General features: G+C 43.0%; 21 protein-coding genes. 13 read left to right on the forward strand and 8 right to left on the reverse strand.

All coding sequences use genetic code 11. The features are described from left to right. Positions 1-5 precede the first annotated feature (5 nt). From PQO05_RS17565 to PQO05_RS17590, 6 genes are all read left to right on the forward strand, one after another. Positions 6-1,667, forward strand: coding sequence for a RagB/SusD family nutrient uptake outer membrane protein (locus PQO05_RS17565; protein ID WP_273628737.1), 1,662 nt, complete (start codon positions 6-8; stop codon positions 1,665-1,667). Positions 1,668-1,832: 165 nt separating this feature from the next. Continuing rightward, positions 1,833-3,188: a sigma-54-dependent transcriptional regulator gene (locus PQO05_RS17570; protein ID WP_273628738.1), complete on the forward strand. Its 1,356-nt coding sequence runs from the start codon at positions 1,833-1,835 to the stop codon at positions 3,186-3,188. Further along, positions 3,178-4,527 (forward strand): sensor histidine kinase, encoded by a 1,350-nt coding sequence (locus PQO05_RS17575; protein ID WP_273628739.1) that lies wholly within the window; start codon positions 3,178-3,180, stop codon positions 4,525-4,527. The genes PQO05_RS17570 and PQO05_RS17575 overlap by 11 nt, the downstream gene beginning before the upstream one ends. After that, positions 4,527-5,069: an NADPH-dependent FMN reductase gene (locus tag PQO05_RS17580; protein ID WP_273628740.1), complete on the forward strand. Its 543-nt coding sequence runs from the start codon at positions 4,527-4,529 to the stop codon at positions 5,067-5,069. The genes PQO05_RS17575 and PQO05_RS17580 overlap by 1 nt, the downstream gene beginning before the upstream one ends. An 81-nt stretch (positions 5,070-5,150) precedes the next feature. Then, the gene (htpG, locus tag PQO05_RS17585) at positions 5,151-7,034 is read left to right on the forward strand and encodes a molecular chaperone HtpG (protein ID WP_273628741.1); all 1,884 of its coding nucleotides are present in this window, start codon (positions 5,151-5,153) and stop codon (positions 7,032-7,034) included. A gap of 309 nt (positions 7,035-7,343) precedes the next feature. Further along, on the forward strand, positions 7,344-7,856 hold the full coding sequence (locus tag PQO05_RS17590; RefSeq protein ID WP_273628742.1) for a DUF4251 domain-containing protein: 513 nt from the start codon (positions 7,344-7,346) through the stop codon (positions 7,854-7,856). Positions 7,857-7,944: 88 nt separating this feature from the next. Here PQO05_RS17590 and PQO05_RS17595 read toward each other — a convergent pair whose 3' ends face one another. The 4 genes from PQO05_RS17595 to PQO05_RS17610 all read right to left on the reverse strand — a co-directional run bounded on the left by PQO05_RS17595 (position 7,945) and on the right by PQO05_RS17610 (position 14,622). Then, the gene (locus tag PQO05_RS17595; protein ID WP_273628743.1) at positions 7,945-10,269 is read right to left on the reverse strand and encodes an FdhF/YdeP family oxidoreductase; all 2,325 of its coding nucleotides are present in this window, start codon (positions 10,267-10,269) and stop codon (positions 7,945-7,947) included. Further along, a complete protein-coding gene (locus tag PQO05_RS17600; RefSeq protein WP_273628744.1) occupies positions 10,262-10,621 on the reverse strand; it encodes a DUF7009 family protein in 360 nt (119 codons plus the stop codon). Before PQO05_RS17600 ends, PQO05_RS17595 begins: the two co-directional genes overlap by 8 nt. Further along, a complete protein-coding gene (gene fdhD, locus PQO05_RS17605) occupies positions 10,618-11,490 on the reverse strand; it encodes a formate dehydrogenase accessory sulfurtransferase FdhD (RefSeq protein ID WP_273628745.1) in 873 nt (290 codons plus the stop codon). The genes PQO05_RS17600 and fdhD overlap by 4 nt, the downstream gene beginning before the upstream one ends. Before the next feature lie 516 nt (positions 11,491-12,006). After that, a complete protein-coding gene (locus tag PQO05_RS17610; protein ID WP_273628746.1) occupies positions 12,007-14,622 on the reverse strand; it encodes an MGH1-like glycoside hydrolase domain-containing protein in 2,616 nt (871 codons plus the stop codon). Between the two features lie 115 nt (positions 14,623-14,737). Between PQO05_RS17610 and PQO05_RS17615 the strand changes: the two genes are divergently transcribed. The 3 genes from PQO05_RS17615 (at position 14,738) to PQO05_RS17625 (ending at position 17,312) form a co-directional block, all read left to right on the forward strand. After that, on the forward strand, positions 14,738-15,532 hold the full coding sequence (locus PQO05_RS17615; protein ID WP_273628747.1) for a glycosyltransferase family 2 protein: 795 nt from the start codon (positions 14,738-14,740) through the stop codon (positions 15,530-15,532). A 115-nt stretch (positions 15,533-15,647) separates the two neighbouring features. Further along, positions 15,648-16,052, forward strand: a complete 405-nt coding sequence (locus tag PQO05_RS17620) for a response regulator transcription factor (RefSeq protein ID WP_273628748.1) — start codon at positions 15,648-15,650, stop codon at positions 16,050-16,052. A 3-nt stretch (positions 16,053-16,055) separates the two neighbouring features. Further along, positions 16,056-17,312 carry a sugar transferase gene (locus tag PQO05_RS17625; RefSeq protein WP_273628749.1) on the forward strand — a complete coding sequence of 419 codons (1,257 nt, stop codon included), beginning with the start codon at positions 16,056-16,058 and terminating at the stop codon, positions 17,310-17,312. Positions 17,313-17,592: 280 nt separating this feature from the next. On the opposite strand, the gene PQO05_RS17630 is transcribed toward PQO05_RS17625, so the two are convergent. Genes PQO05_RS17630 through PQO05_RS17640 form a run of 3 tightly spaced genes read right to left on the reverse strand, consistent with a single transcriptional unit; the run spans position 17,593 to position 20,311 of the window. Continuing rightward, positions 17,593-18,207: an acyltransferase gene (locus PQO05_RS17630; protein WP_273628750.1), complete on the reverse strand. Its 615-nt coding sequence runs from the start codon at positions 18,205-18,207 to the stop codon at positions 17,593-17,595. A 10-nt stretch (positions 18,208-18,217) separates the two neighbouring features. Continuing rightward, the gene (locus PQO05_RS17635) at positions 18,218-19,390 is read right to left on the reverse strand and encodes a glycosyltransferase family 2 protein (protein WP_273628751.1); all 1,173 of its coding nucleotides are present in this window, start codon (positions 19,388-19,390) and stop codon (positions 18,218-18,220) included. Further along, entirely contained in the window at positions 19,391-20,311 is a 921-nt protein-coding gene (locus tag PQO05_RS17640; protein ID WP_273628752.1) for a glycosyltransferase family 2 protein, read from the reverse strand. Between the two features lie 48 nt (positions 20,312-20,359). On the opposite strand from PQO05_RS17640, the gene PQO05_RS17645 reads away from it, so the two are divergent. Genes PQO05_RS17645 through PQO05_RS17660 form a run of 4 tightly spaced genes read left to right on the forward strand, consistent with a single transcriptional unit; the run spans position 20,360 to position 22,949 of the window. Then, positions 20,360-20,932, forward strand: coding sequence for a hypothetical protein (locus PQO05_RS17645; protein ID WP_273628753.1), 573 nt, complete (start codon positions 20,360-20,362; stop codon positions 20,930-20,932). Beyond that, complete coding sequence (locus PQO05_RS17650) at positions 20,929-22,074, forward strand: fused response regulator/phosphatase (RefSeq protein WP_273628754.1); 1,146 nt, start codon at positions 20,929-20,931, stop codon at positions 22,072-22,074. Before PQO05_RS17645 ends, PQO05_RS17650 begins: the two co-directional genes overlap by 4 nt. A 4-nt stretch (positions 22,075-22,078) precedes the next feature. Continuing rightward, a complete protein-coding gene (locus PQO05_RS17655; RefSeq protein ID WP_273628755.1) occupies positions 22,079-22,414 on the forward strand; it encodes an STAS domain-containing protein in 336 nt (111 codons plus the stop codon). Positions 22,415-22,430: 16 nt separating this feature from the next. After that, a complete protein-coding gene (locus PQO05_RS17660; RefSeq protein ID WP_273628756.1) occupies positions 22,431-22,949 on the forward strand; it encodes an ATP-binding protein in 519 nt (172 codons plus the stop codon). Here PQO05_RS17660 and PQO05_RS17665 read toward each other — a convergent pair. Further along, positions 22,939-24,225, reverse strand: a complete 1,287-nt coding sequence (locus PQO05_RS17665) for a lipopolysaccharide biosynthesis protein (protein WP_273628757.1) — start codon at positions 24,223-24,225, stop codon at positions 22,939-22,941. The two genes, PQO05_RS17660 and PQO05_RS17665, sit on opposite strands and share 11 nt — an antisense overlap. Positions 24,226-24,244 lie beyond the last annotated feature (19 nt).

A 24,244-nucleotide genomic window follows, 5' to 3' on the forward strand; every position in this document is an offset into this window, starting at 1 on the left:
AAGCAATGAAAAAACATAAACTAATAATATCAACCTGGGTTATTACAGCGGCTTTGCTTGGAGTTACTTCCTGCAAAAAACAGCTGGATGTAAAAAACCCCAATTCACCTACCTTAGACCAGGCTAAAACAGAAACCGGCCTTATATCGCTGGCATCTGGTGGTGTATATATCACGGGCTTTAACGGTAGTAACCCTTCGGTAATCAGCGGCCTTAACTGGCTTGGTGATAGCTACTTCTCATTAGGTATCGGTTTTCATGAATTATTGGGCGATAACATTTCGGCCGAAGCATCAAACCAGAATATCAACGTGGTTAACCTGCCTGCATCATTTACTAACGATGCAGGGGTTACGATCACCAACACGTCGCCTTCTAAATCTGTAATGCGTATCAGTAACACCCGCGACAAACGTGCTTCTAATGCATTTTATTACGAGTGGACTTACATGTATGGCTTAAACAATGCATGTAACGAAATTTTATCGTTAGTTGACGCCATACCTTTTACGGGCGATGCTACCACTAAAAAGAATACCATTAAAGCCTGGGCTTACTGGTGGAAAGGTTTTGCCTACGCAAAAATTGGCTCCCTTTATTATGCAGGTATTATTACCAGCGATGCCAGCGCAGTAGCACCTAACCCTAATTATGTAAGCAGTGCTGCCATGATTGCAGAATCAAACAAAAACCTTGATGCGGCAGCCGCTTTATTAGCCGGCATCAGCAACACTGCTGATTACACTACCGTACTTGGCAAATTAATTCCGGATTTTGTACAGGTAGGTAAAGGCCAGGTGCCATCACCAGCAATGTGGGTACACAACATTAATACTTTAAAAGCACGTAACCTACTGGTAAACAAAAAAGTGTCTGACATGACCGCTGCAGACTGGACATCATTAGCAACTTTAACTGCTTCGGGTATTAACGCAACCGATTACGTTTTTACCGGCCGTACAACAGGTGTTAACGGTTTCTTCTCGGCAGGAGGTGGCTCTGTAGCCGCTATGACTACCGGTTTACCGAAACAAACTACCTTTAAGGTTAGCGAAAGGCTTATCCAGAATTATAGCGCGGGCGATCAGCGCTTAGCCAATAACTTCCAGCAAGTTGCTGTGTATTACAACCAGGTTGGTGGTTTTACCTTCAGCACCAGGTGGCAATTGCTTGATGGCGGTGCAGGCATAGCCGGCGTACAAGTACTTAGCGACAGAACCCCCGGCAATTATGAGCTGTTTATTGCCGGCAGCTACGAAGAGAATGAACTGATGAAAGCCGAAGCTGCCATTAATACAGCTAATATCCCGGCTGCATTAACCAGTATTGATAACGTACGTAACTACCAGGGCGCAGGCCTTGCGCCTTTAGCCGGCCAAAGCCTTAGCGCAGCAGCAGCAACTGCAGCATTACGTGCCGAGCGCCGCGTAGCATTAGTATTTAGAGGTGTTGCATTTTATGATGCCCGCCGTTACGGAATCATTTACGATGGTGCTGGCCCAACTAATGCTGTAGTGGTAACACAACCAACAACTGGTACAACACCTGTTGTTAATACACATGCAAAAATCAATTACAACTTCCTTGATTATTGGGACGTACCTGCAGATGAGTTTGTATTAAACCCACCTGCAGCTGGTAGTGCCCCAATTAAAAACCCAAATTGAGCATCTGCCTTGCGTTAATAGTTAATAGTTAAGTAAAAGGCCGCCCGCAAGGGGCGGCCTTTTTATTTTAAATAAAACTGTAACGTTTTCAGTTTAAAGTTGTCCTTTAGTACAATTGATGTCTTTTTATTATTTTTAAACCCATTACCTTATTATAAGCTTATAATGATATTAAAAAAAGCGACTGTACTTGTAGTAGATGACGACCCGGATGTGTTAACGGCAGTAAAACTGCTGCTTAAAACTGAAGTTCAGGAAGTTATTACCGATAAAAACCCCGAGAATTTAAACTGGCTATTGCAAAAAAACCAGGTTGATATTCTTTTGCTCGATATGAACTTTAACAGCGCCATCAATACCGGTAACGAAGGTATTTACTGGCTGCGCAAGGTAAAGGAATGGAAACCAAACCTTTGCGTAATTATGATTACCGCCTACGGTGATATCGACCTGGCAGTACGCTCGCTTAAGGAAGGTGCTAACGATTTTGTGGTGAAACCGTGGCATAACGAAAAACTATTGGAAACCGTTACCGACCTGCTGGAGAAAAAAGACGGCGGTAAATCAACCAAATCGAGTAAAAGCAAAGGTTCGACCATGATACTGGGCGAATCTGAAGCGATGGATGATATATTCCACAAAGTAAACAAGATAGCCCCTACCGATGCCAATATTTTAATTTTAGGCGAAAACGGAACCGGAAAAGACTTGATGGCCAAAGCCATTCACGAGCGCTCGTTACGTGCCGATAAGCCATTTATAAAGGTGGATGTAGGCGCATTAACTGATACGCTATTTGAAAGCGAACTCTTCGGCCATAAAAAAGGTGCCTTTACCGATGCACGCGAAGATCGCCCCGGCCGTTTCGAAGATGCACACGGCGGCACTCTTTTCCTGGATGAGATTGGCAATATTACCCTGCAACAACAGGCCAAACTATTAACTGTATTACAGAACAGGCAAGTTACCCGTTTAGGAACCAACAAGCCGATAGATATTGACATCAGATTAATCTGCGCTACTAACGTACCCCTGAGCGAACTGGCTAATGAGAACCGCTTCCGTAAGGACTTGGTTTACCGTATTAACACCGTTGAAATTACCATGCCTCCTTTACGCAAGCGTAATAATGACATTGTATTAATTGCCAAACACTTTGCTGCGCAGTACGCCACCAAATACTTAAAACCTGCTATGGATTTTGATGCTTCGGCAGTTAATAAACTCAAGAGCTACCATTACCCTGGTAACGTGCGCGAATTGCAATACACCATTGAACGCGCCGTAATTATGGCCGATGATCCTATCCTGAAAGCTGATGATTTGATATTCTCGGCTTTGGAATCAGGCATGGATGAGAAGGTTTCTTTAGAGAAGGAAAACATTCAGCTAAGCGAACTGGAGAAAAACGCCATTTTACGTGTGATTGAAAAGCACAACGGCAACATTACCCGTGCCGCAAAAGAATTGGGCCTAACCCGTACTGCCTTATACCGCAGATTAAGCAAATATGATATTTAACCGTTACGAATGGCGGCTGGTGCTGCGGGTGTTTATTATGTTCGCCACACTGGCTGCTATGTCATGGTTGCTTATTAATACGTATTATCTTTATTCGGCCGTCTTGGTTCCCATCGTCATCTATGAGGTGATTGAGCTGATCCGCTTTCACCAAAAAGCCCAGGACGAAGTAGAGCAATTTGTGCAGTCGATCCATTATCGCGATTTTTCCCGTCATTTTGATGAGCGCAAGGCACCTAATGAGCTTAAGCCATTGCGTAAAGGCTTTAACGAGATCAACTCTACCTTCAAACTCATTAGCCGTGAGCGGGAGACCCAATACTATTATCTCCAAAAGATCCTGGAACTGGTTGATACGGGCATTCTCTCGTACGAAGAAGAAACCGGGGAGGTAGCCTGGATTAACGAATCGTTCAAAAAACTACTGGGCATCCCCTATCTTAAAACCATTGGCTCGCTCCAAAAACGCGAAGAGAAACTTTATGATGAAGTGATCAGCCTAAAATCGGGTGATAGCAAGGTTGTATCTTTTACCCGCGACAGGCAGATTTTTAAAGTGCTGATATCATCAAGCGTATTGCGTAGTGATGATAAGCTTTACAAATTGCTGGCTTTCCAGAACGTGAGCGAGGCTTTAGATGAGACAGAATCAAAAGCTTGGTCGAAGTTGTTGAATGTAATGACTCACGAGATCATGAATTCTGTAGCGCCTATCTCATCACTTGCTGATACCTTAAAAAATCGCCTGCAAAATATCGACAAAACTGGCCTGCCTGTAAGCGACGATCTGGAAGACCTGGAACTGGGCATCGACACCATTAAACGCCGCAGCGAAGGCCTGCTTAAATTCACCGAAAGCTACCGGAACCTCAACAAGATCACTAAACTCGACCTGGAAAAGGTATTGGTTTGCGACCTGTTTGAGAACCTCAACACCCTGATGCAACCCACGCTCGAGAAAAAATATATCGAGCTCGATATTATCATCCGTGACCTTTCTTTGGCTATTGATGTCGATCTAAACCTGATTGAGCAGGTGTTAATTAACTTGCTTGTAAACGCCATTGAAGCCGTAAAAGAGCGCGACGAACCCCAGATCACCTTATCAGCAGAACTCCACCCCAATAATAAAACCGTTATTAAAATTGCGGATAATGGTATTGGTATGCCGCCAGAGATCATCGAGAAAATCTTTATCCCTTTCTTCAGTACCCGTAAAACCGGCAGCGGTATTGGTTTAAGTTTGTGTAAACAGATTATGTTACTGCATAAAGGCAATATCCAAGTACAATCTGTTGAAGGCAAGGGCTCTGTATTTATCTTAACTTTTAACGAGTAATGAGTGTTGCCAAACCATTAAATATCATGGCTATTTCGGGCAGCCTGCGTATAGATTCATCCAATACTTCTATTCTTAAATTTCTTCAATCAATAGTTCCTCAGCATAATTTCTGGCTATACGATGGTTTGGATAAACTACCTCATTTTAATCCTGCGCTGGATAACGAACATCCTCCGATTGAAATTCAAAACCTTCGCAAAGCAATTACCGAAGCCGACGGTATCATCATCTGCACGCCCGAATATGCTTTCGGCGTACCCGGATCTTTAAAGAATATGCTCGACTGGACGGTATCGTCCGGCAGTTTGGTTGATAAACCTGTGGCGTTAATCACAGCCTCGAGCGTTGGCGAAAGTGCCCATGCTTCGTTATTAAAAACACTGGAAGTTTTGACAGCCAATATTGTTAAAGGCGGCACGCTGTTAATTCCATTCATCCGTGCTAAAATGAATGCCGAGAATCAGATCACCGACGAGCAAACTGAACAGAATGTTCAAAATGTCCTGAAAGCCTTGCTGGCTGCTATAGCACAATCTTAATTTCTGACAATTTGACAACAAACGCAACTTTGGACTATGAGTTGATGTTTGTTAGCGGACCAAAATATTTATAATAACGATATGCAAGAAAAAGGAACAATATCAATCCACACCGAAAACATTTTCCCGATTATCAAGAAGTTTTTATACTCTGATAATGAGATATTTTTACGTGAGCTGGTATCAAACGCAGTAGATGCTACCCAAAAAATTAAACGTTTGGCTTCACTGGGCCAGTACAACGGCGAGCTGGGTAAGCTACAGGTAGAGGTTGCCTTAGACGCTGAAAATAAAACCATCACCATTTCTGATAATGGCTTGGGTATGACTGCCGATGAGATCAAGAAATACATTAACCAGATCGCATTCTCAGGCGCTACCGAGTTTATGGAGAAATTTAAAGAAGCTAAAGATGCCAATGAGATCATCGGCCGTTTTGGTTTGGGTTTCTACTCTGCTTTTATGGTGGCCGATACGGTTGAGATCAACACCCTATCATACCAGGATGGTGCCGAACCTGCACACTGGACCTGCGATGGCAGCACTACATTTGAAATTACTACAGGAACCCGTACAACCCGTGGTACCGACATTATACTGCATGTAAACGCAGAATCGGAAGAGTTTTTAAACAAACAACGCCTGCAGGATATACTGGATAAATACGCTAAGTTTTTACCTGTGCCTATTAAATTTGGCACTAATGAGCAACAGGAAGAAGACGGCCAGGACGAGGAAGGCAAACCAAAATATAAAACCGTTGAAACTGATAACATCATCAACGAAACTAATCCGATCTGGACTAAATCGCCTAACGAACTGAAGGACGAAGATTACCTTGCATTCTACAAAGAGCTTTATCCATTCTCTGAAGATCCGCTGTTTTGGATCCACCTCAATGTTGATTACCCATTCAATTTAACGGGTGTATTATACTTCCCTAAACTGAAAAACGATTACGAATTTCAGCGTAACAAAATTAAATTATACTCTCGCCAGGTATTTATTACCGACGAGGTTAAGGATATCGTTCCTGAATTCTTAATGTTATTGCATGGTGTTATCGATTCACCGGATATTCCTCTGAACGTATCACGTAGTTTCTTACAGGCTGATAGCAACGTTAAAAAGATCAACAGCTACATTACTAAGAAAGTGGCTGACAAACTGGCTGAGTTATTTAAAAATGACCGTAAAGCTTACGAAGACAAATGGAACGACATTGGCCTGTTTGTAAAATACGGTTTCCTGAGCGACGATAAATTCTATGACAAGGCGAAAGATTTTGTTTTATTAAAAAACACAGCTAAAGAAACTTTCACCTTAAATGAATACAAAGAGAAAGTAGAAGCTGAGCAAACCGATAAAGACGGCCAATTGGTTTACATCTATACCAACGATCCGGCTAAACAGGATGCCTTTATCCAATCGGCCAATCGCAAAGGTTATGATGTGTTATTGATGGACTCTCCTATCGACACTCACTTTGTGAGCCACCTGGAGCAAAAACTGGATAAAACATCATTAAAACGTGTTGATGCTGATGTTGCCGATAAACTGATTAAGAAAGAAGATGCCCCTGCACACATCTTAACCGACGAGCAAAGTGCTTCTGTAAAAACCATTTTCGATTCTGCTATTAACAAACCGGCCTTTAAGGTTGAGCTGGAAAGCTTAAGCCCGGATGAGTTACCGGTAACTGTAACTATGGACGAGTTTATGCGCCGTATGAAAGATATGGCAGCTATGGGTGGCGGCATGAGTTTTTACGGCCAAATGCCTGATAATTACAAAGTGGTAGTTAACGCTAACCACAAATTAATTACCCGCATTTTAGGCGAAGAAAACGCAGATACCCAGGCTCAATTAGCTAAACAAGCTTTTGACTTAGCACTGTTATCGCAAGGCTTATTAACCGGTGCCGAATTAACAGAGTTTGTGAACAGAAGTGTTAGTTTAATCTAACAAGGGTTTCTCCCACTTTGTCATTCCGACGAAGGAGGAATCTTATACGCCCTGCCATCTTAAAGCAAGACGAATAAGATCTCTCACTACGTTCGAGATGACGAATGGTAAATACTTAAAAGCTGCTTTCGGGCAGCTTTTTTTATGCAATAAACTTTGGTATATTTAAATAATAAACCAAGTTGCCCACGCCCGTCATTGCGAGGTACGAAGCAATCGCGAACTTTACAGAGCCGCTCTGCTTATCGGGGATTGCTTCGTACCTCGCAATGACGAGTAAAGGCCTATAAACCAATAAAGTTCATTGCCATGAAATCAATAAAACACATCCTCATCCTATTCATTGCCCTCACAACCATTACCACTGCATTCGCCCAAACAACACCAACCAAGGCCGATAAAAAGAAAGCCCAGCAAGATGCCGTAAAAGCATTGGTTGAATCGCAGCATTATACATTTATAGCGCAATACGCTAACCCGCTGGGTGGTGGCCACCGTTATCTTACCTCTGATTATGATCTTAAAATCAGGAAAGATTCATTGATTGCTTACCTGCCTTATTTTGGCCGGGCTTATTTTGATACAGGTTATGGCAGCAGCGACAACGGCATTAAGTTTACCTCAACCAAGTTTACCTACAAAATAACTGCTAAGAAAAAAGGTGGCTGGGATGTAATTATCAAACCGTCCGACGTAAAGTATATGGATACTGTTAACATGTATATTTCTGCCGATGGCTATACCAATGTACAGTTTACCATCACCAACAAAAGCGCCATTTCATTTGACGGGGTTTTAAAGGATAAGGCAACGAAGAAGTAATTTTAATTTGTCAATTAGTTAATTTGTCGATTTGACAATGCTTTTCAAAAAGGCATTTCATTAACAAATTACCGAATTGACAAATTATCTAATTAGCTTCATGCTTCCTAATCTTCACAAAAACCAGCTTACTCGTAGGCGTATTGCTTTTATCAGCAGCGCTGCTTAATGGGATCAGCACGTTTCCTTCTGGATAATAAACTGCTGTATTACGTTCTGGAATATCATAAGCTACGATGATAAACAAACGGGCAACTCGCTCTATTCCATCATAATGGCTCGATATATCAACCTTATCCCCTGCCTTAAAACCTGCTTTGGCAATATCTGCAGGGTTCATAAATATTACCCGGCGTTCGTTGTGGATGCCGCGGTAACGGTCTTCCATACCGTAAATAGTGGTATTAAACTGGTCGTGGCTACGGATGGTGGTGAGATAGTATTCATCAGCTTTGGGTTCATGCTTCGGCAAGCCGGCAATATTAAAGGCTGCTTTGCCACCCCAATCAGGCGTTTCAAACTTGCCGGCACGTGGTGCATTAGGCAGATAAAAACCACCCGGCTTACGGATCTGCTTGTTATACTCCTCGAAACCCGGAATTACCTTTTCAATATCATCGCGGATGTTATCATAGCTTTCCATATAGCGGTCCCAGGGCACAACAGATTTGCTGCCCAAAACTGCTTTAGCCAGGTTACAAACGATAAATGATTCGCTCATCAGATCATCAGAAACCGGATCGAGCACGCCTTTTGATTGCTGCACCACACCCATAGAGTTTTCGCAGCTTACAATCTGGGGTACACCGTTTATCACATCCTTATCGCTGCGCGCAAAGGTGGGTAGGATAATTGATTCCTCTCCCGTAATTAAATGTCCCCTGTTTAACTTGGTCGATATATTAACGGTAAGCTTGGTTTTACGCATAGCTTCGGCCGTAAAAGTGGTATCTGGCGTGGCCGAAAGGAAATTACCACCCATAGCAAAAAATACTTGCAACCTGCCATCATGCATTGCCTGGATTGATTCAACCACATCAAAACCATGTTCTTTAGGTGGATCAAAGCCATATACCTCTTTAATGGCCGCCAGTTGTGCCGGTTTGGGTTTATCCCAAATCATCATGGTGCGGTTTCCCTGCACATTGCTATGCCCGCGTACCGGGCACAATCCTGATCCCGGTTTGCCGATACTACCTTTTAACAACACAAGGTTTACAATTTCCTTAACTGTATCTACCCCATTTTTTTGCTGGGTGATCCCCATGGCCCAGCATACAATAATGCGTTTCTTATGCGCTATCATATCAGCTGCTTCACGAATCTGGGCTACCGGCACACCGCAGGCTTTAGCTAAATCCTCAACTTTGTATTGTTGGATATGCTCTACAAACTGCTCGTAATTAACCGTGCTTTCCTGTATAAATTTATGGTCGAAAACCTCATCGGGAGTTTTCATTTCGGCCTGATATAGTAACAGTTCAATAGCTTTCAGCAAAGCCATATCGCCGTTTATTTTTACCTGCAAATACAGATCGGCCAGTTGTACGCTTGTGCCTACAAAACCACGCACAGTCTGCGGATCTTTAAAAGCCATCAGTCCGGCCTCCTTAAGCGGATTTATGGCGATGATTTTAGCATCTTTCTCTTTAGCCTTGCGCAAGGCCGTAAGCATCCGCGGGTGATTGGTACCGGGGTTCTGCCCCATAATAATCAGCAGGTCAGTATCATGAATATCCTCGAGCGTAACCGTCCCCTTACCTATACCGATTGATTCGGCCAAACCAACGCTGGTTGATTCGTGGCACATGTTAGAGCAATCGGGCATATTATTGGTTCCATACTCTCTCACAAATAACTGGTATAAGAACGAAGCCTCGTTACTGGTTCGGCCAGATGTATAAAAAGCAGCCTCGTTAGGTGAATCGAGGGTATTTAAATGCTCCGCGATCTTTTTAAATGCCCAATCCCAGGTTACCGGTTGATAATGTGTACCGCCTTTAGGCAAATAAACCGGCTGGGCAATCCGGCCCTTTTTGCCGATATGCATATCATCCAGTTTAGCCAGATCAGCAATTGAATTTTGGGCGAAGAACTCAGCGGTCAACTTCTTGGTAGTCGCCTCTTCGGCTAATGCCTTTGCCCCATTCTCACAATATTCGGCAATGGGCGAACGGTCATCATCCGGGTCGGGCCAGGCACAGCTCGAGCAATCAAAGCCACCTTTTTGGTTCATCTTCAGCAAAGCACCCATACCACGGGTAGCACCTGTTTCTTCCAGAATATCTTCAAAAGCTTTCAACACAGCCGGAATACCCGCAGCCCACTTTTTAGGCTCGGTTACCTTAAACTTATTCGATAACTCTTCCGGGTTTTCGGCGTTAGGTTGCGGTACTTCCTGTTCTTTACTCATGGCTTTTTACGGCTAATGGATTGGGGTAATTATCGCTCTGGTCTTCCTCTACATTATCGAGGCAGGTAAAATCTTTCTCTACCAATAATTGCAGCGGACCGCCATTGCCTTGAATGCCTACGCGGTCTGTGCCTGTCCAGTCATCAGCCAAAGCTTCGGGTACAAACAGGGTGATAATGTTATTTTTAAAGGTAGCAAACAGGTTCTCCTGCATAGTGCGCTGTAAAACGTAGGTCAGGGTATCGTCGCCAAAATCAACTACTTCTTTCATCACGCCTTCATGGGCGAACCGTTCAACTTCACTTTTGGTTAATCTAAAACGTATAGCATTAGCTTTAATCCTGATCTTCATAGCTCTGGGGTATTTTGTATAGTGTTAGTTATTCGATGTGCTGCGGTATAAATATTGAATCGCTGGTTACGCAGAAAGCCAACGAGGGTAACATTAAATTCTTCGGCCAGTTGCACGGCCAGTGTTGATGGCGCACCAACCGCTGCAATAATATTAATGCCTGCCATTACGGCCTTTTGTACCAGTTCGAAACTGGCGCGTCCGCTCAGTAACAGAACCCGGTTATTTAATGGCAATTGGTTGTTAGTTAAAGCAGCACCGATCAGTTTATCCAGCGCATTATGCCGGCCTACGTCCTCACGCACTATTAGTAATTGGCCATCGGTAGTAAACAATGCTGAAGCGTGTAAACCTCCTGTATCAGCAAAAACTTCCTGGCTATTTTCTAAAATCTGTGGTAAACTAATTAACGTTTGTGCGTCAATGCTGTTATTATTTTCAATGAATGAACTGTGCTCACTCACCGTACGGATGGCATTGATAGAACCCTTCCCACAAACGCCACAGCTGGATGTGGTATAAAAGTTACGCTCGCTATTGCGCAGGTTAGGCACAATGCCCGGTTTAAGGCTTACCTGTATTACGTTCTCTTTATTTTCGGCGCAGGCTATAAAACAATGCGAGGCTTCGGCTACATCAGTGCTATTTTTAATAATGCCTTCGGTAAATAAAAAGCCGGTGGCCAGTTCGGCATCGTTGCCCGGTGTGCGCATGGTAACCGATACGTTTTGGGTTTGCCTGTTTTCGGTTTCGCCATATTCCAGCCTGATTTCCAGCGGCTCTTCGGCAGCCAGCATATCTGTTTGGGCGAAGCTACCCTGGCTGTTTACTTTAATAATGGGTAATATGGCGATGGATTCGGCAATCATATATAAATATACAATTAGCCTTTACAATTGTTATAATTTGTCGATTTGGCAATTAGTTAATTTGTCAATAAATAAATTTGACAAATTAATACTCTTGATAATAATTTAAAGTGAATAATTGGAGTTGTGGATACTCTTAATTAAAAGTTTCAAATGACGTATCTGAACCAATGTGAGACTTACTTGTCCCATTTTGTCATTGCGAGGTACGAAGCAATCTCGTAGCGATACAAATCCGATATGCTTACTACGAGATTGCCACGCTATCGCTCGCAATGACAAATTTTATATTCTATGTTATCAAATCATCCTTTCCATTTCTACTGACCATATTATCAGCATATCCCTCTCAAGCTATAAGCCCAAAAGGAACAAAACAAATATCTGAGGCTGATTTGACATTTATGCTGGCGACGTTTTGACAGCACCGTAAGGGTGTCATACTGAGCTCCGTCGAAGTATGGTGCAGATAGCCTACCCACCATACTTCGACGGAGCTCAGCATGACAGGCCCGGTTATGCATCCGGGTGCAAGCTCAAATTCAGTGAATTTACTATCAAACCCGTCCATCCTGTTTGGTGAGAAGCGCCGAGGCCTTTGCCTGTATCACCGTCAAAATATTCGTGGAATAGGATATGATCTGCAAAGGCAGGGTCAGTTTGTATTTTGGTATTGGTGCCGAACACCGGGCGTTGGCCATCTTTGTTTTTTCTGAAGATACCTGACAGACGCTTACGGATCTCATCGGCGATATCTTTCAAATTCATAAATATGCCAGATCCGGTTGGGCATTCAACCTTAAACTCATCGCCATAGTATTGGTAAAAACGTTCGAGGCTTTCTATAATGAGATAGTTCATCGGCAGCCATATTGGGCCACGCCAGTTGCTGTTACCGCCAAATAAACCACTGTCGCTTTCGGCAGGTAAGTATTTTACGCTAAATTCTTTGCCACCAGCCATAATACGGAACGGGTTATCGAGGTGATATTTTGATACCGAACGGATGCCGTAATCGCTCAGAAACTCGCCTTCGTCCAGCATGTGTTTCAGCAGCATTTTCATACGGTGCCCGCGCAGTAAGCTCACCAAACGCTTACCATCGGCATTACTTTCGTTGAGGCGCGAGATCTGATCTGCCAGATCGGGGCGGTTATCGTAAAACCACTTAAAACGCTGGTTAAAAATCGGGCTGTTCAGTACATCTTCCGCCTCCAGCACTTCAACAGCAAACATCGGGATCAAACCTACTACACTACGTACTTTTAAACGTTGGGTAGTACCATCGGGCAATTCCAATCCATCATAAAAAAAGCCGTCTTCTTCGTCCCACAAGCCGTCTTTGCTGTCACCCATGCTCGACATAGCACCGGCGATATACATAAAGTGGTCGAAGAACTTCACGCCTATCTCCTCGTAAGTTTTATTAACCGTGGCCAGTTCAATGGCAATACGCATTAAATTAAGCGAGTACATAGCCATCCAGCTGGTACCGTCAGCCTGTTCCATGTAACCGCCTGTTGGCAGTGGGGCATTACGATCGAAAACACCAATGTTATCTAAACCCAAAAAACCACCCTCGAAAATATTGTTACCTGCCGAATCCTTACGGTTTACCCACCAGGTAAAATTGAGCATCAGTTTATGGAAAACGGTTTCGAGGAAAAAAAGATCACCCTTACCACCGTTTGCCAGCTTATCAATTTTATAAACATTCCAGGTAGCCATAGCATGCACAGGAGGATTGGTATCGCCCATGGCCCATTCATACGCGGGTAGCTGACCGTTGGGGTGCATATACCATTCGCGGGTAAGCAATATGAGTTGCTGTTTGGCAAAGTCAGAATCTACCTTGGCTAAAGGCAGGCAATGGAACGACAAATCCCAGGCGGCAAACCAGGGGTACTCCCATTTATCGGGCATCGAGATAATTTCGCGTGCTGTTAAATGCTGCCAATCGTAATTGCGCATTTTAAAACGTTCGGCCGGTGGTTTAGGCTGATCGGGGTCGCCGTTGAGCCACTGAAATACGTTATAATTATAAAACTGCTTGCTCCACAGCATACCGGCAAAAGCCTGGCGCTGCACCATTGCAGTTTCGGGGTTAGGAACACCTTGTTGCACATCGGCATAAAATTCATCAGCCTCTTTTACACGGGTATCAAATATCGAATCAAAATCGCTGAAATTATTAGCCGGATTTTTAGTGAGTCGCAGATGTAGCTCCACACTTTTACGAGCCGGAATAACCAGATCATAATTAGCTGCAGCCTTTGTACCCTTTTGTTGTGGGTTTACAGTTGGCGAACCATGCACCAGGTGGTCATTTATACCATCTTTAGGATAAGGTTTCCCGTTATCGAAATTATAAAGACGCTTTGTATTGGTTTCATTATCGCAGAATAGCCATTCTGGGTTTCCATCGGCCATCAGCCAGTATTCTCCAATATTTTTACTGTACAAACCAATCGCCTTCGGCGAATCAACACTTATACTCGGCACACTCACATGCCTGCCCCAGGCCCAGGTATTACGAAACCAAACAGTTGGCAGCACATTAATTGGGGCATCAACACCGGCACGGTTATGCACGGTAATTTTAATCAGTATATCATCGCAGGTATTTTTGGCATATTCAACAAACACATCAAAATATTCGTCGTGTTCAAAAATGCCGGTATCAATCAGTTCAAATTCTGGTTCGTTGCGCGATCTTTGCGCATTTACCGTTTTTAACCGCTCGTAAGGATAGGCCTGCTGCGGATATTTGTACAGCATTTTCATGTACGAATGTGTAGGCGTACTATCTAAATAATAGTAAAGCTCCTTTACGTCCTCGCCATGATTACCTTCCGGATTTGTGAGGCCGAAGTAGCGTTCTTTAATAATAGGATCTTTCTTATTCCATAAAGCTATAGCAAAACAAAGATATTGCTGATCATCGCAAATACCAGCAATACCTTCCTCGCTCCAGCGGTAGGCCTTGCTTCGGGCCATATCATGCGTTATGTAATTCCAGGCATCGCCATTAGCGCTATAATCCTCGCGGACTGTGCCCCACTGGCGGTCGCTTACATAAGGCCCCCAGTGTTTCCAGCTGGCATCTTTGAGTCTCGTTTGTTCGGTATTCATCTATTGGTTAAACAGCTTGCCTCAATAATAATTTATAATAACGTAACTTAAATATAAAGATTGATGTAAAAGGCTTTATTTTACAATTAAAATAGTTTACTAATTTGCAGACAGTATGAGGCCAGTAGGAATTCCAGATTATATTAATCATTACATCGCTGACAAGATTGAACCTGCAGAGGTAAACGCTGCGTATCAGAAATTGCGTAAAACCGGCCCCGCCGAAGTCACCGTTTCCATACCGGCTTACAACGAAGAACTTACCATTGTGCAAACACTCTCTTCGCTCTGTAACAATATTACTGATCGCGCGGTTGAAATTGTAGTGGTTAACAATAACTCGAAAGACAAAACTGAGGAGCTTGTTAAAGCCTGCGGTGTTACCTGCGTTTTGCAAAGCATACAGGGTATTACCGTATCGCGCAATATGGGTTTAGATACGGCAACAGGTAAATACATTTTAAATGCTGATGCAGATACCATTTACCCGAAAGACTGGATCGAAGAAATGGTGAAACCACTGGCAAACTCAGATAAAGTTGCCATTACTTACGGCCGTTTCTCCTTTATCCCTGTTGGCAACACTGGCAGGTTTACTTACTTTTTTTACGAATACATTGCCGATTTTACGCGGCTTTACAATAAATTCTTTAAAAACGAGGCTGTAAATGTTTATGGCTTTAACTCAGGGTTCCGCCGCGAGCAGGGTTTACAGGTTGATCACTTTAACCACCCGCCGGGCACCAATGAAGATGGATACCTGGCTTTGAAACTGAAAGCAAAAGGTTTCGGCGATTTATACCGCGTAACCAGCCCAAAAGCTATTGTTTGGACCACCGACAGGCGCATCCAAATTGATGGCGGATTATGGAAGGCTACCTTTAAACGCCTGAAGCGAGTTTTTGGATAAAATTGTGATTCCCGAAACTGTAGGGGCAGTTTTTACGTAAAAGTTATAAAACAACATCACATATTTTAAAGTATCTTTAACGGTATAAAAATTCACATCAATAACATTCCGAGAAATGGGTTTAAATGATTCTGACCGCACCAAAATTCTTGCTGTAGAGGATGATGCTTACATGCAACTGATCCTTAAGAAATTCCTCAGCAAAACTTATGATGTTGAAATTTTGCCGACAGCAATGGATGCACTCTCTTATTTGCAGAATGGCAACATCCCCGATCTGATTATTTCGGATCTGAACACGCCAAACTTAAGCGGATTGGAACTGGTGGCCCAGTTAAGTGCAAGCGACTTTTTTAAATCGATACCGGTAATTATACTTTCGGGCGAAGACAGTTCGGAAACCCGTATCAAATGCCTGGATAGTGGCGCTGATGACTTCATTGTAAAACCATTTAACCCGGCAGAGGTTGAAGCAAGGGTAAGAGCTATTTTAAGACGTATAGGTAAAATAACATATTAATTTATGGGCGATTCTACTTTAGCAGACGGCAACATCAATTACCTGGCTGTAATACACGGCTCGGAAGATGTGATAGCGATGCTTAATTGCTGTGACTTTGAAGACAGGCAGATACTTTACTTTAACAATGGCGTTGAGTTAGCATCAGCCTGGGAAAGTAAAAAACTAAATATTGTCGGTATTATTTCGCAGAGCGAGATATTGGCACCATCGGGCATAACCCTGCTCGAAGCTTTTAAAAACAAGGGACTGCCTAATGTACCCTTCTTTTTAATCTCCAACCAGTACAATAGCAATCTTCGTAAACTGGCATTACAGGCCGGTGTGGTTGATGTATTTAAAGCCCCGGCTAAAATGCATAAAGTACAGCTACGGGTTAATTTTTTGATCAACCATTGGAAAGATATTAAAAGCAAGGTACACGAAAAGGTTAACGATACGTATACCGTACCACGCGGCAAACGCGCATTCGATATTTTCTTCTCAGGTTTAGCATTATTGATGCTTTCACCTTTATTCCTGCTTATTTACATATTGGTAAGGCTCGAGTCAAAAGGCCCTGCGTTTTACTATTCGTTACGTGTAGGTACAGGTTACCGGGTATTTAAATTCTATAAATTCAGATCGATGTTTGTTAATGCCGATCAGCGTTTAAAGGATTTGAAACACCTGAACCAATACTCTGCATCCGGCGCAGATGCCCCGGCAGATAGCCCGGCACCCGTTACCAATGCCGCACCTGTAGAAACACAAAAATCGGTATCGCCGTCTCCGGTTACTACCATGCTGTGTAACGATTGTTTAAAAGCAGGTAAATGCCAGTTCCCGGTTTATGCCGATAAAAACAGCTGGTGCGAAAAGGATTACGCCAGCAACAAAAAAACTGCGGCTGGTTCGGCTTTCTTTAAATTGAAGAATGATCCGCGTATTACCAAGGTTGGTAACTTTATCCGCAATACCAGTATTGATGAGCTTCCACAGTTATGGAACGTTTTCATTGGCGACATGAGCATTGTAGGCAACCGCCCGCTTCCACTCTACGAAGCCGAAAAATTAACCACCGACAAATACGCCCTACGCTTTAATGCCCCAGCCGGAATAACCGGATTATGGCAGGTAGAAAAACGGGGTAAAGGCGATATGAGTGAAGAAGAACGTTTGATGCTTGATAACGTTTACGCCAAAAACCACAGCCTTAAAAACGACTTACGCCTGATATTTAAAACCATACCAGCGTTGTTGCAAAAGGAAAGCGTTTAGATTGGTTGTCTGTTATCGGTTGTCTGTTGTCAGATAAAAAAATCCATATAAAAGAGAAAGGCCCGGCATTAATGCCGGGCCTTTCTCTTTTATATTTCTCCGTCATGCTGAACTTGTTTCAGCACCCCAAAGGACAGGTCTGCTACTTTAATTTTGTCAACTTAGCATTTGTATACTTAGCATGTGAGATCCTGAAACAATCCCGATAGCTATCGGGACAGGATGACGTGTTGTGAACTCCGACAACCGACAACTGACAACTGATAACCGACAACAGAACCTACGCCCTAACCCACTCCTTCAAATCAAAATCATAACGCTTAATCACCTTAGCCGGGTTACCTGCAGCTACAGAATATGGCGGGATGCTTTTAGTTACCACTGCCCCACCAGCCACTACGCTATGCTTGCCAATGGTTACGCCCGATGTAATTACCGAGTTGGCAGCTATCCAGCAATCATCTTCAATAATGATGGGATTGGTTATTACAGGCTGATCTACAATCGGTACATTCACATCGGTATAAACATGATTTAAAGCGCTGGCTACAATATTTTGGGCGAAGATTACATTATTACCTATAGTAACAGGACCGATAATTACGTTGCTCATGCCGATTAACGATCTGCTCCCGATCAGCACATCACCTACGCCATTATTAATAGTAGAGAAGCTTTCTATAGCCGAATGTGCGCCCATTTCGAAACGGTTAAATGGCAATACATCCAGTCGGGTACGGTTGTGCACTTTGGCGCCTTTGCCGCGTTTATGGATAAACGGGTTTACAAACCACTTTACCCAAAGCCGTGGCCGGGCTTCGCCGCTTGGTATCAGCATCCAGTGTACAAAGGCTTTTAACGATGGATTCTCTTTTATCTTTTCCTTTAATGACATGGTATGCTTCTTATTTTCTTTTAGCTTTTTCCCAAACCGCACTTTGTTTACCTGCCGAGTAACGGAAGATACCCCGGATAACAGCATAGTTCATCATACAAAAGTAGTATGGGATAAACAGGATCTTTACTTTAATCTGCTTGCTTTCCAGTATCCAACCCAGCAATGATGCACCGTAGAATGCGATCTGTGCAGCCAGTAAAACATCATACAATATACTGTCGTAGCCACTTACTACAATAACAATATTGATAATTAAAGCCAGGATCATCAGGAAAGGAACAACCGTCCACCTCAATACCCGGTGGCTCACATATTGAAACGTTAACACAGGCTGTTTAAACGGATTCAGCAGACTTTTTAACCACACGATGGATTGGATACCACCCGCCGCAATCCTGATCTTGCGCTTCAGCTCCTCGCCTACACTTTCAGATCCATTCTCTGTGGCATAAGCCTCTGGCTCATAAACTACGCGATAACCTTCGTCAGCAACCAATAGGGAGATCATAAAATCGTCCAAAATGGTATTAACCGGCACGGGGCGATATAGATCAGTACGGATACTAAATAACTCTCCCGCAGCACCTACAACAGTATGCAACTCAGCATCCCAGGTTTTTAATTTCGATTCGTATTTCCAGTAAAAACCCTCGCCTGCGGTGGCATCGGCAGTTTCATCGGCATGTACACGTTTCTCTCCGGCCACGGCGCCAATTTTAGGATCGGCATAATGGCGGCAAATCTTAATCAGCGCATCAGCATTTAAAAAGGTATTGGCATCAGTAAATACCACAACTTCGGTAGTCACCTCGTCCATAGCGCGGTGCACTGCTGCAATTTTACCACTACGGCCTTCTTTGTGCATTAATTTAATTTCGGCGTAAGCGGCCACCAGTTCGGGTGTGCTGTCGCTCGATCCATCGGTTACAAAAACGTATTGCACCTTACCTGCCGGGTAATTAAGCGCAAGCGTGTTTTTTATCTTCTCAACAATAAAATCTTGTTCGTTATAGGCCGCAACAATTAACGTACAGGTTGGCAATGATGCAAAATCTTCTGCCGGGGGCACACGCTTACCTTTAACTGCGCGCCTGATCTTAATCAGGAAAAACAGTAGGATGCCGTATCCAAAAAAGGCGTAAAATACTATAAACAGGCTAAGCCAAAGTGCTATTTTCATTTATCGTGTAATGGGGTATCCTAAATTATCACTGTCTTTTTTCTCTGTAATATTCCACCAAATGGCTTTTAATAAGAGCGTTGTAAAACCCTTTTGCTTATTCTTTTTGTAGTTGATGATATTACGCGGCGTAACTAATAATATAAAGTAAACATAAAAAAATATCCTCGCTATAAATGGTGCGTTACGGCGGATAAACAAAATGCGATTACGATTCATAAAGTACTCCTTCAAACCACTTGCCTTACCCACCGAAACTGATTCTTTATGATAAATAAGTGCCTGCGGTACAAACCAGATCTCATAACCGGCCTGTACAACCCTGTCGCACCAATCCATCTCCTCATAATATAAAAAGAAGTTTTCGGCCATTAAACCGGCTTCGTCCATTGCCTCGCGTTTCAGCATCATAGCTGCACCGTGGGCATAGCCTGTTACACCCAGGTTGTCATCATACTGGCCTTTATCGGGCTCAAACTGGCCGATGCAATAGTTACGGCAGGTATAATAATTCATGGGTGTGAATCCTGCATATTGAAGCGTATCGGGCTGGTCGAAGTACCTGATCTTGGGCGATACCATACCTACTTCCGGGTTTTCATCCATTACCTTTACCAGGGTTTCTATCAAGCCAGCAGTAAACTCGGTATCGTTATTTACAAAGAATAAATATTCGCCTTTTGCTTCTTTTATACCTAAATTGTTACCACCTGCAAACCCCAGGTTAAGCTCGGAACGGATAAATTTGATACCGGGATATTTTTGCTCCCATTCGGGCACACTATTTACCTTGCTCCCGTTATCAACAACTATAATTTCTACCTCCAAATATGCGTTAGTAGTAGCAATAGACGACAAAAGTTGCTCGGTAATGAAACTTTGATTGAAATTAACCGTAATGACAGAGACTGTTTTCTTCATATATTAAATACACGGTGTTTAACGTAACAAACAGCCGATTAAGTTACATTGAATATATCGATACAATTGGATAATAAAAAAATAATATCGAAAGAGGTTTCCAACTTCCAGAAACTGAATGAGCAGCACACGCATATCGATCAGAAACTGGATGAGTTGATTGCGCTTTTAAGTGAGAGCAACCTGGATAGTGAATCGGTAAAATTAATCCAAAACAAATTTAATAAAGCACTTGAAGTAAGCGATATTGATAAAAGCCAGATCCATCATTTTAAAAAAATAGATAAGTTAAGTGAAACCTCATCGCGCGAAGAGTTGCTGGATGAATTCAGCGTTTTATTAACTAATACCCGCATCGACAGCAGCCAGGCCCGCAAATTTATCAGGCAAGAGCGTACTTCAAACTTTGTGCTGATGATGATTGGTGTGGTAATGATAGGCCTTGGCTTCGCCATGATCATTATGCCGGCACCGCCGTACTTCGAAATGTTTACCATTTATTATTTTAATCCAAATGATGGAGTTACTATAATGGATGTTATCTCTTTACTTATTATATTAGCGGGAGTGTACCTCCTTATAAAAACGTTCTATAAGAAAAATATTGCCCGATCAAAATGACAGATACGCCGGTACTTAAAAAGATTCTGTTGGTTGACGATAATCCGCTCTTCCTGAAAATGCTGTCAAAAGCATTCAGCAAAGCTGGATTCGAATGCACAATTGCCGAATCAGCCAACGAGGCTATCCGCAAGCTATCAACCGATTTGCCCGATGCTATCCTCTCTGATTACCAGATGCCCAAAATGAATGGCATTGAGTTTCGGAAATATATTTTGAAACAACCCGAACTCAAAGACATCCCCTTCATATTCCTTACCGATTTCTCTGATAAAGAATTGGTAAACACCGGCCTCGACCTCCATGCTATTGATTATGTAATTAAGGACACTCCCATCAACGTAATTATAGCCAAGATCAACAATCTGCTGGCCACTGTAAGTAAACAACGTGAGCTCTCTGAACTGGAGGTTAAAAAAGCTGTAGCAGCTTTAAATATCCGCTCTGTACCGCAAAAAGCCCCTGTTGTTGAGGGATATGAGGTTAACTTCTGGCATAAATCCTTCCAGGATATTCCTGGGGGAGATTTTATCGATTTTATACAGGTAACAGACCGCTTTAGCTTTGTGATCCTGGGCGATGTAATGGGCAAAAAATGGATGGCCTGGTTTCTGAGCTTCAGCTTTTTAAGTTACATCCGTGCGGCGGTACGTTTTGGGGTTTCTGCCCATGAATATTCTGCAGCCGGTATACTCGAAAAAGTAAACCAGGTTATTTGCGAGGATGATGCGCTGAAAGATATTTTGGCGAGCCTCTCTTTGTTGATGATTGATCACGAAACCAACCAGGTAACATACGCCGGTGCCGGCGACCTGCCCCTGCTTTATTATGAGGCCAAGACTAAGAAATTTGAATCCCTGCGCTGCAACGGATTATTACTTGGCTTATTTGCAGACGGACAATATGATCAACAACAGATCAGCATGAACCCGGGCGATCAACTCTTTATATTTACCGACGGTATCATTGATTTCGCTATACCCGGCGGTACCAAAACCGATTATAATTTGTTTCAGCAAAAACTGGAAGGTATAACGAGCAGTAAAAATTCGTTCGAAAAACTGAAACAGTTTCTGACCAAACAGCCGCAAGCATCACTGGTTGATGATTGCAGCATTATCCACATCTACAAAACAGTCTAAAAAAATGATTGATATTATTACAAACCAGGATAACTACCTACTGGTTGATGTTAACATCCAGGAAGCTAATATGGCCAATGCCGATACCTTTAAATCGGAGGTTATTGCCATGCTGGATCAATACCGCAAAAAAATCGTTTTAAGCCTTCACCATGTTAATTATATCGACAGTACATTTTTAGGGGCACTGGTAGCTGCGTTAAAGCACGCCATAGCATTAAAGCTAGATATTGCACTGGTTGGCTTAAACAAAGACATTCGCGATTTGCTGGTACTGATACGCCTCGATAAAGTTTTCAAGATCTACGATACTTTTAGCGACGCCACTAAAGAAAACTAACACAGGAGAAGATAAAGTGCTTGTACAGAAATCTTTCACCCTGGCCCATTTCGATAGCATGCCTGCTAATTTATTAGAAGAGATATTGCTATTGATAAAAACCAATATACCAAACGGCGAGGGTACCCGCGAGCTACTTTTTAAATCGAAATTTATACTGACCGAGCTACTTACCAATGCAATAAAGCATGCCAATACGCATGAAGTTAAGCTCAATATCGAGATTAAAGATAGTGTAGTTAAATTCGAGAAACAGGATTATGGCAACCCGTTAATTTTGCCCCAGGTTAAGAATGATCAGTTTGAAAATGCAATAATTGTCACTGCTGATATCATGCACATCTTATATGCAGTTGAAAAAGAAGGCGTAGCCTATTTTTATTGCCATGAAAACACGGTGCCTTCTATCGATACCGAAAACGATTTCCCCGAACATTTCGGCCTGCTGATCATCACCAAAGCGGCCGACGATTTTAGCTACCGGTACGATAGCGAAACCAACCTCAACACCTTTACAGCTACCGTTAGCCTTTAGCTGCTGATGGCCTGATCATGGACAACACTTGTTTATACAATTGCTTAGTTTCGAACCAACCAGCCGAATAAATGCTCCAGAATGAGTATTTCTGGTATTTATTCAATTCCACATAACTGATAATTACTGCAATTAAAACCGGCACTACAGTGGTTATAGCCACACCGTAAACATTACCCAATACTAATATACCCAGGTAATCGAAAATGATGTTGGCAGCCAGCATAACCAATACTTTATAGAAGTTAACTTGTGGGCGGTGGATCACATCAAGTGTAAGCGCCGAGAAACGATCGGCAGGATATAAAAGTGCAAACGTCATAAACAAGCGAAATACGTTCGCTGCTTCGGTATGCACGTACTTACCGCCTCCTATTAGCCCGATAGCAAAATCGGCCAGCAGGCAGGCTATAATACAGGCTGGCAGCAAAATAATGGTAAGCATGCCTATGTATTTCTTCATGGTGTGGATTACACCTTCGCGGTTACCCTGGTTGTAATGGGCAGATAATATCGGCATACCCGTAGCTGCAAAGCTTACCAGTGGCACTTCTACCAGTTGCATTAAGCTTTGGCCCAGGTTATAAATAGCCAGCGCAGCAGGCCCCAGCATAAAGTTAATGATATAGGTATCAGAAGTACGGAACATATTAGAGCTCAGCGTAGTCCCCACACTATATTTACCAAAATTGTAGATCTCCATAATACTGGCCCTCGAGCGTTTGGCAAGCGTGCTAATGCGCGACCAGCCCATCAGCATTACATAAATACTGGTGATTAAGTTGGAAATAAGGTAGGCGTATAGCAGGGTTTCGAGGCTCATCTTTTTAGTGATGATGAGCGCTATGATAAATAAGATAAACGAACCCCGGTTTACAAACCGCACGTACAATAACTGATCGAACCGCTGCTCGCCTTGTAATACGCAGGTAGCCATAAACATGGGCAGCGTAAATAAATAAGCCAGGCCAAACCATTTGATAAATAACAGTAAGCCGTCATCGGTAACATACTTTGCAAAAAATAAGGCGGGTACGTTCAACACAACCAGTATGCCGGTAATAATGAGTGCAACAAACCAGGTTGATCCCGCTACTTCGGCAGTACGTTTCTCGTCCGATCCAGCATAGAACTTGATAAATGCCGTGGTAATAAATCCTGAACGGAAAGTATCGATCAACAAAAATGTAGCCTGGAAAAATCCCCATTCCCCTGCCCTCGCAATGGGTAGCGCCCGGAAGATGATGGCGGTGGTGATCATACTTAGTACGATCATGATACCGTTGCCGGCTAAG

Source organism: Mucilaginibacter jinjuensis, assembly GCF_028596025.1.
Classification (GTDB): Bacteria; Bacteroidota; Bacteroidia; order Sphingobacteriales; family Sphingobacteriaceae; genus Mucilaginibacter; species Mucilaginibacter jinjuensis.

Excerpts from the sequence above, each read along its gene's own strand:
- PQO05_RS17615 (WP_273628747.1), top strand. The coding sequence starts at position 14,738 with ATGAGGCCAGTAGGAATTCCAGATTATATTAATCATTACATCGCTGAC.
- PQO05_RS17590 (WP_273628742.1), top strand. The coding sequence starts at position 7,344 with ATGAAATCAATAAAACACATCCTCATCCTATTCATTGCCCTCACAACC.
- PQO05_RS17570 (WP_273628738.1), top strand. The coding sequence starts at position 1,833 with ATGATATTAAAAAAAGCGACTGTACTTGTAGTAGATGACGACCCGGAT.
- PQO05_RS17635 (WP_273628751.1), bottom strand. The coding sequence starts at position 19,390 with ATGAAAATAGCACTTTGGCTTAGCCTGTTTATAGTATTTTACGCCTTT.
- fdhD (WP_273628745.1), bottom strand. The coding sequence starts at position 11,490 with ATGATTGCCGAATCCATCGCCATATTACCCATTATTAAAGTAAACAGC.
- PQO05_RS17640 (WP_273628752.1), bottom strand. The coding sequence starts at position 20,311 with ATGAAGAAAACAGTCTCTGTCATTACGGTTAATTTCAATCAAAGTTTC.
- PQO05_RS17580 (WP_273628740.1), top strand. The coding sequence starts at position 4,527 with ATGAGTGTTGCCAAACCATTAAATATCATGGCTATTTCGGGCAGCCTG.
- htpG (WP_273628741.1), top strand. The coding sequence starts at position 5,151 with ATGCAAGAAAAAGGAACAATATCAATCCACACCGAAAACATTTTCCCG.
- PQO05_RS17610 (WP_273628746.1), bottom strand. The coding sequence starts at position 14,622 with ATGAATACCGAACAAACGAGACTCAAAGATGCCAGCTGGAAACACTGG.
- PQO05_RS17595 (WP_273628743.1), bottom strand. The coding sequence starts at position 10,269 with ATGAGTAAAGAACAGGAAGTACCGCAACCTAACGCCGAAAACCCGGAA.
- PQO05_RS17650 (WP_273628754.1), top strand. The coding sequence starts at position 20,929 with ATGACAGATACGCCGGTACTTAAAAAGATTCTGTTGGTTGACGATAAT.
- PQO05_RS17655 (WP_273628755.1), top strand. The coding sequence starts at position 22,079 with ATGATTGATATTATTACAAACCAGGATAACTACCTACTGGTTGATGTT.
- PQO05_RS17575 (WP_273628739.1), top strand. The coding sequence starts at position 3,178 with ATGATATTTAACCGTTACGAATGGCGGCTGGTGCTGCGGGTGTTTATT.
- PQO05_RS17625 (WP_273628749.1), top strand. The coding sequence starts at position 16,056 with ATGGGCGATTCTACTTTAGCAGACGGCAACATCAATTACCTGGCTGTA.
- PQO05_RS17665 (WP_273628757.1), bottom strand. The coding sequence starts at position 24,225 with ATGATCGTACTAAGTATGATCACCACCGCCATCATCTTCCGGGCGCTA.
- PQO05_RS17565 (WP_273628737.1), top strand. The coding sequence starts at position 6 with ATGAAAAAACATAAACTAATAATATCAACCTGGGTTATTACAGCGGCT.
- PQO05_RS17620 (WP_273628748.1), top strand. The coding sequence starts at position 15,648 with ATGGGTTTAAATGATTCTGACCGCACCAAAATTCTTGCTGTAGAGGAT.
- PQO05_RS17600 (WP_273628744.1), bottom strand. The coding sequence starts at position 10,621 with ATGAAGATCAGGATTAAAGCTAATGCTATACGTTTTAGATTAACCAAA.
- PQO05_RS17630 (WP_273628750.1), bottom strand. The coding sequence starts at position 18,207 with ATGTCATTAAAGGAAAAGATAAAAGAGAATCCATCGTTAAAAGCCTTT.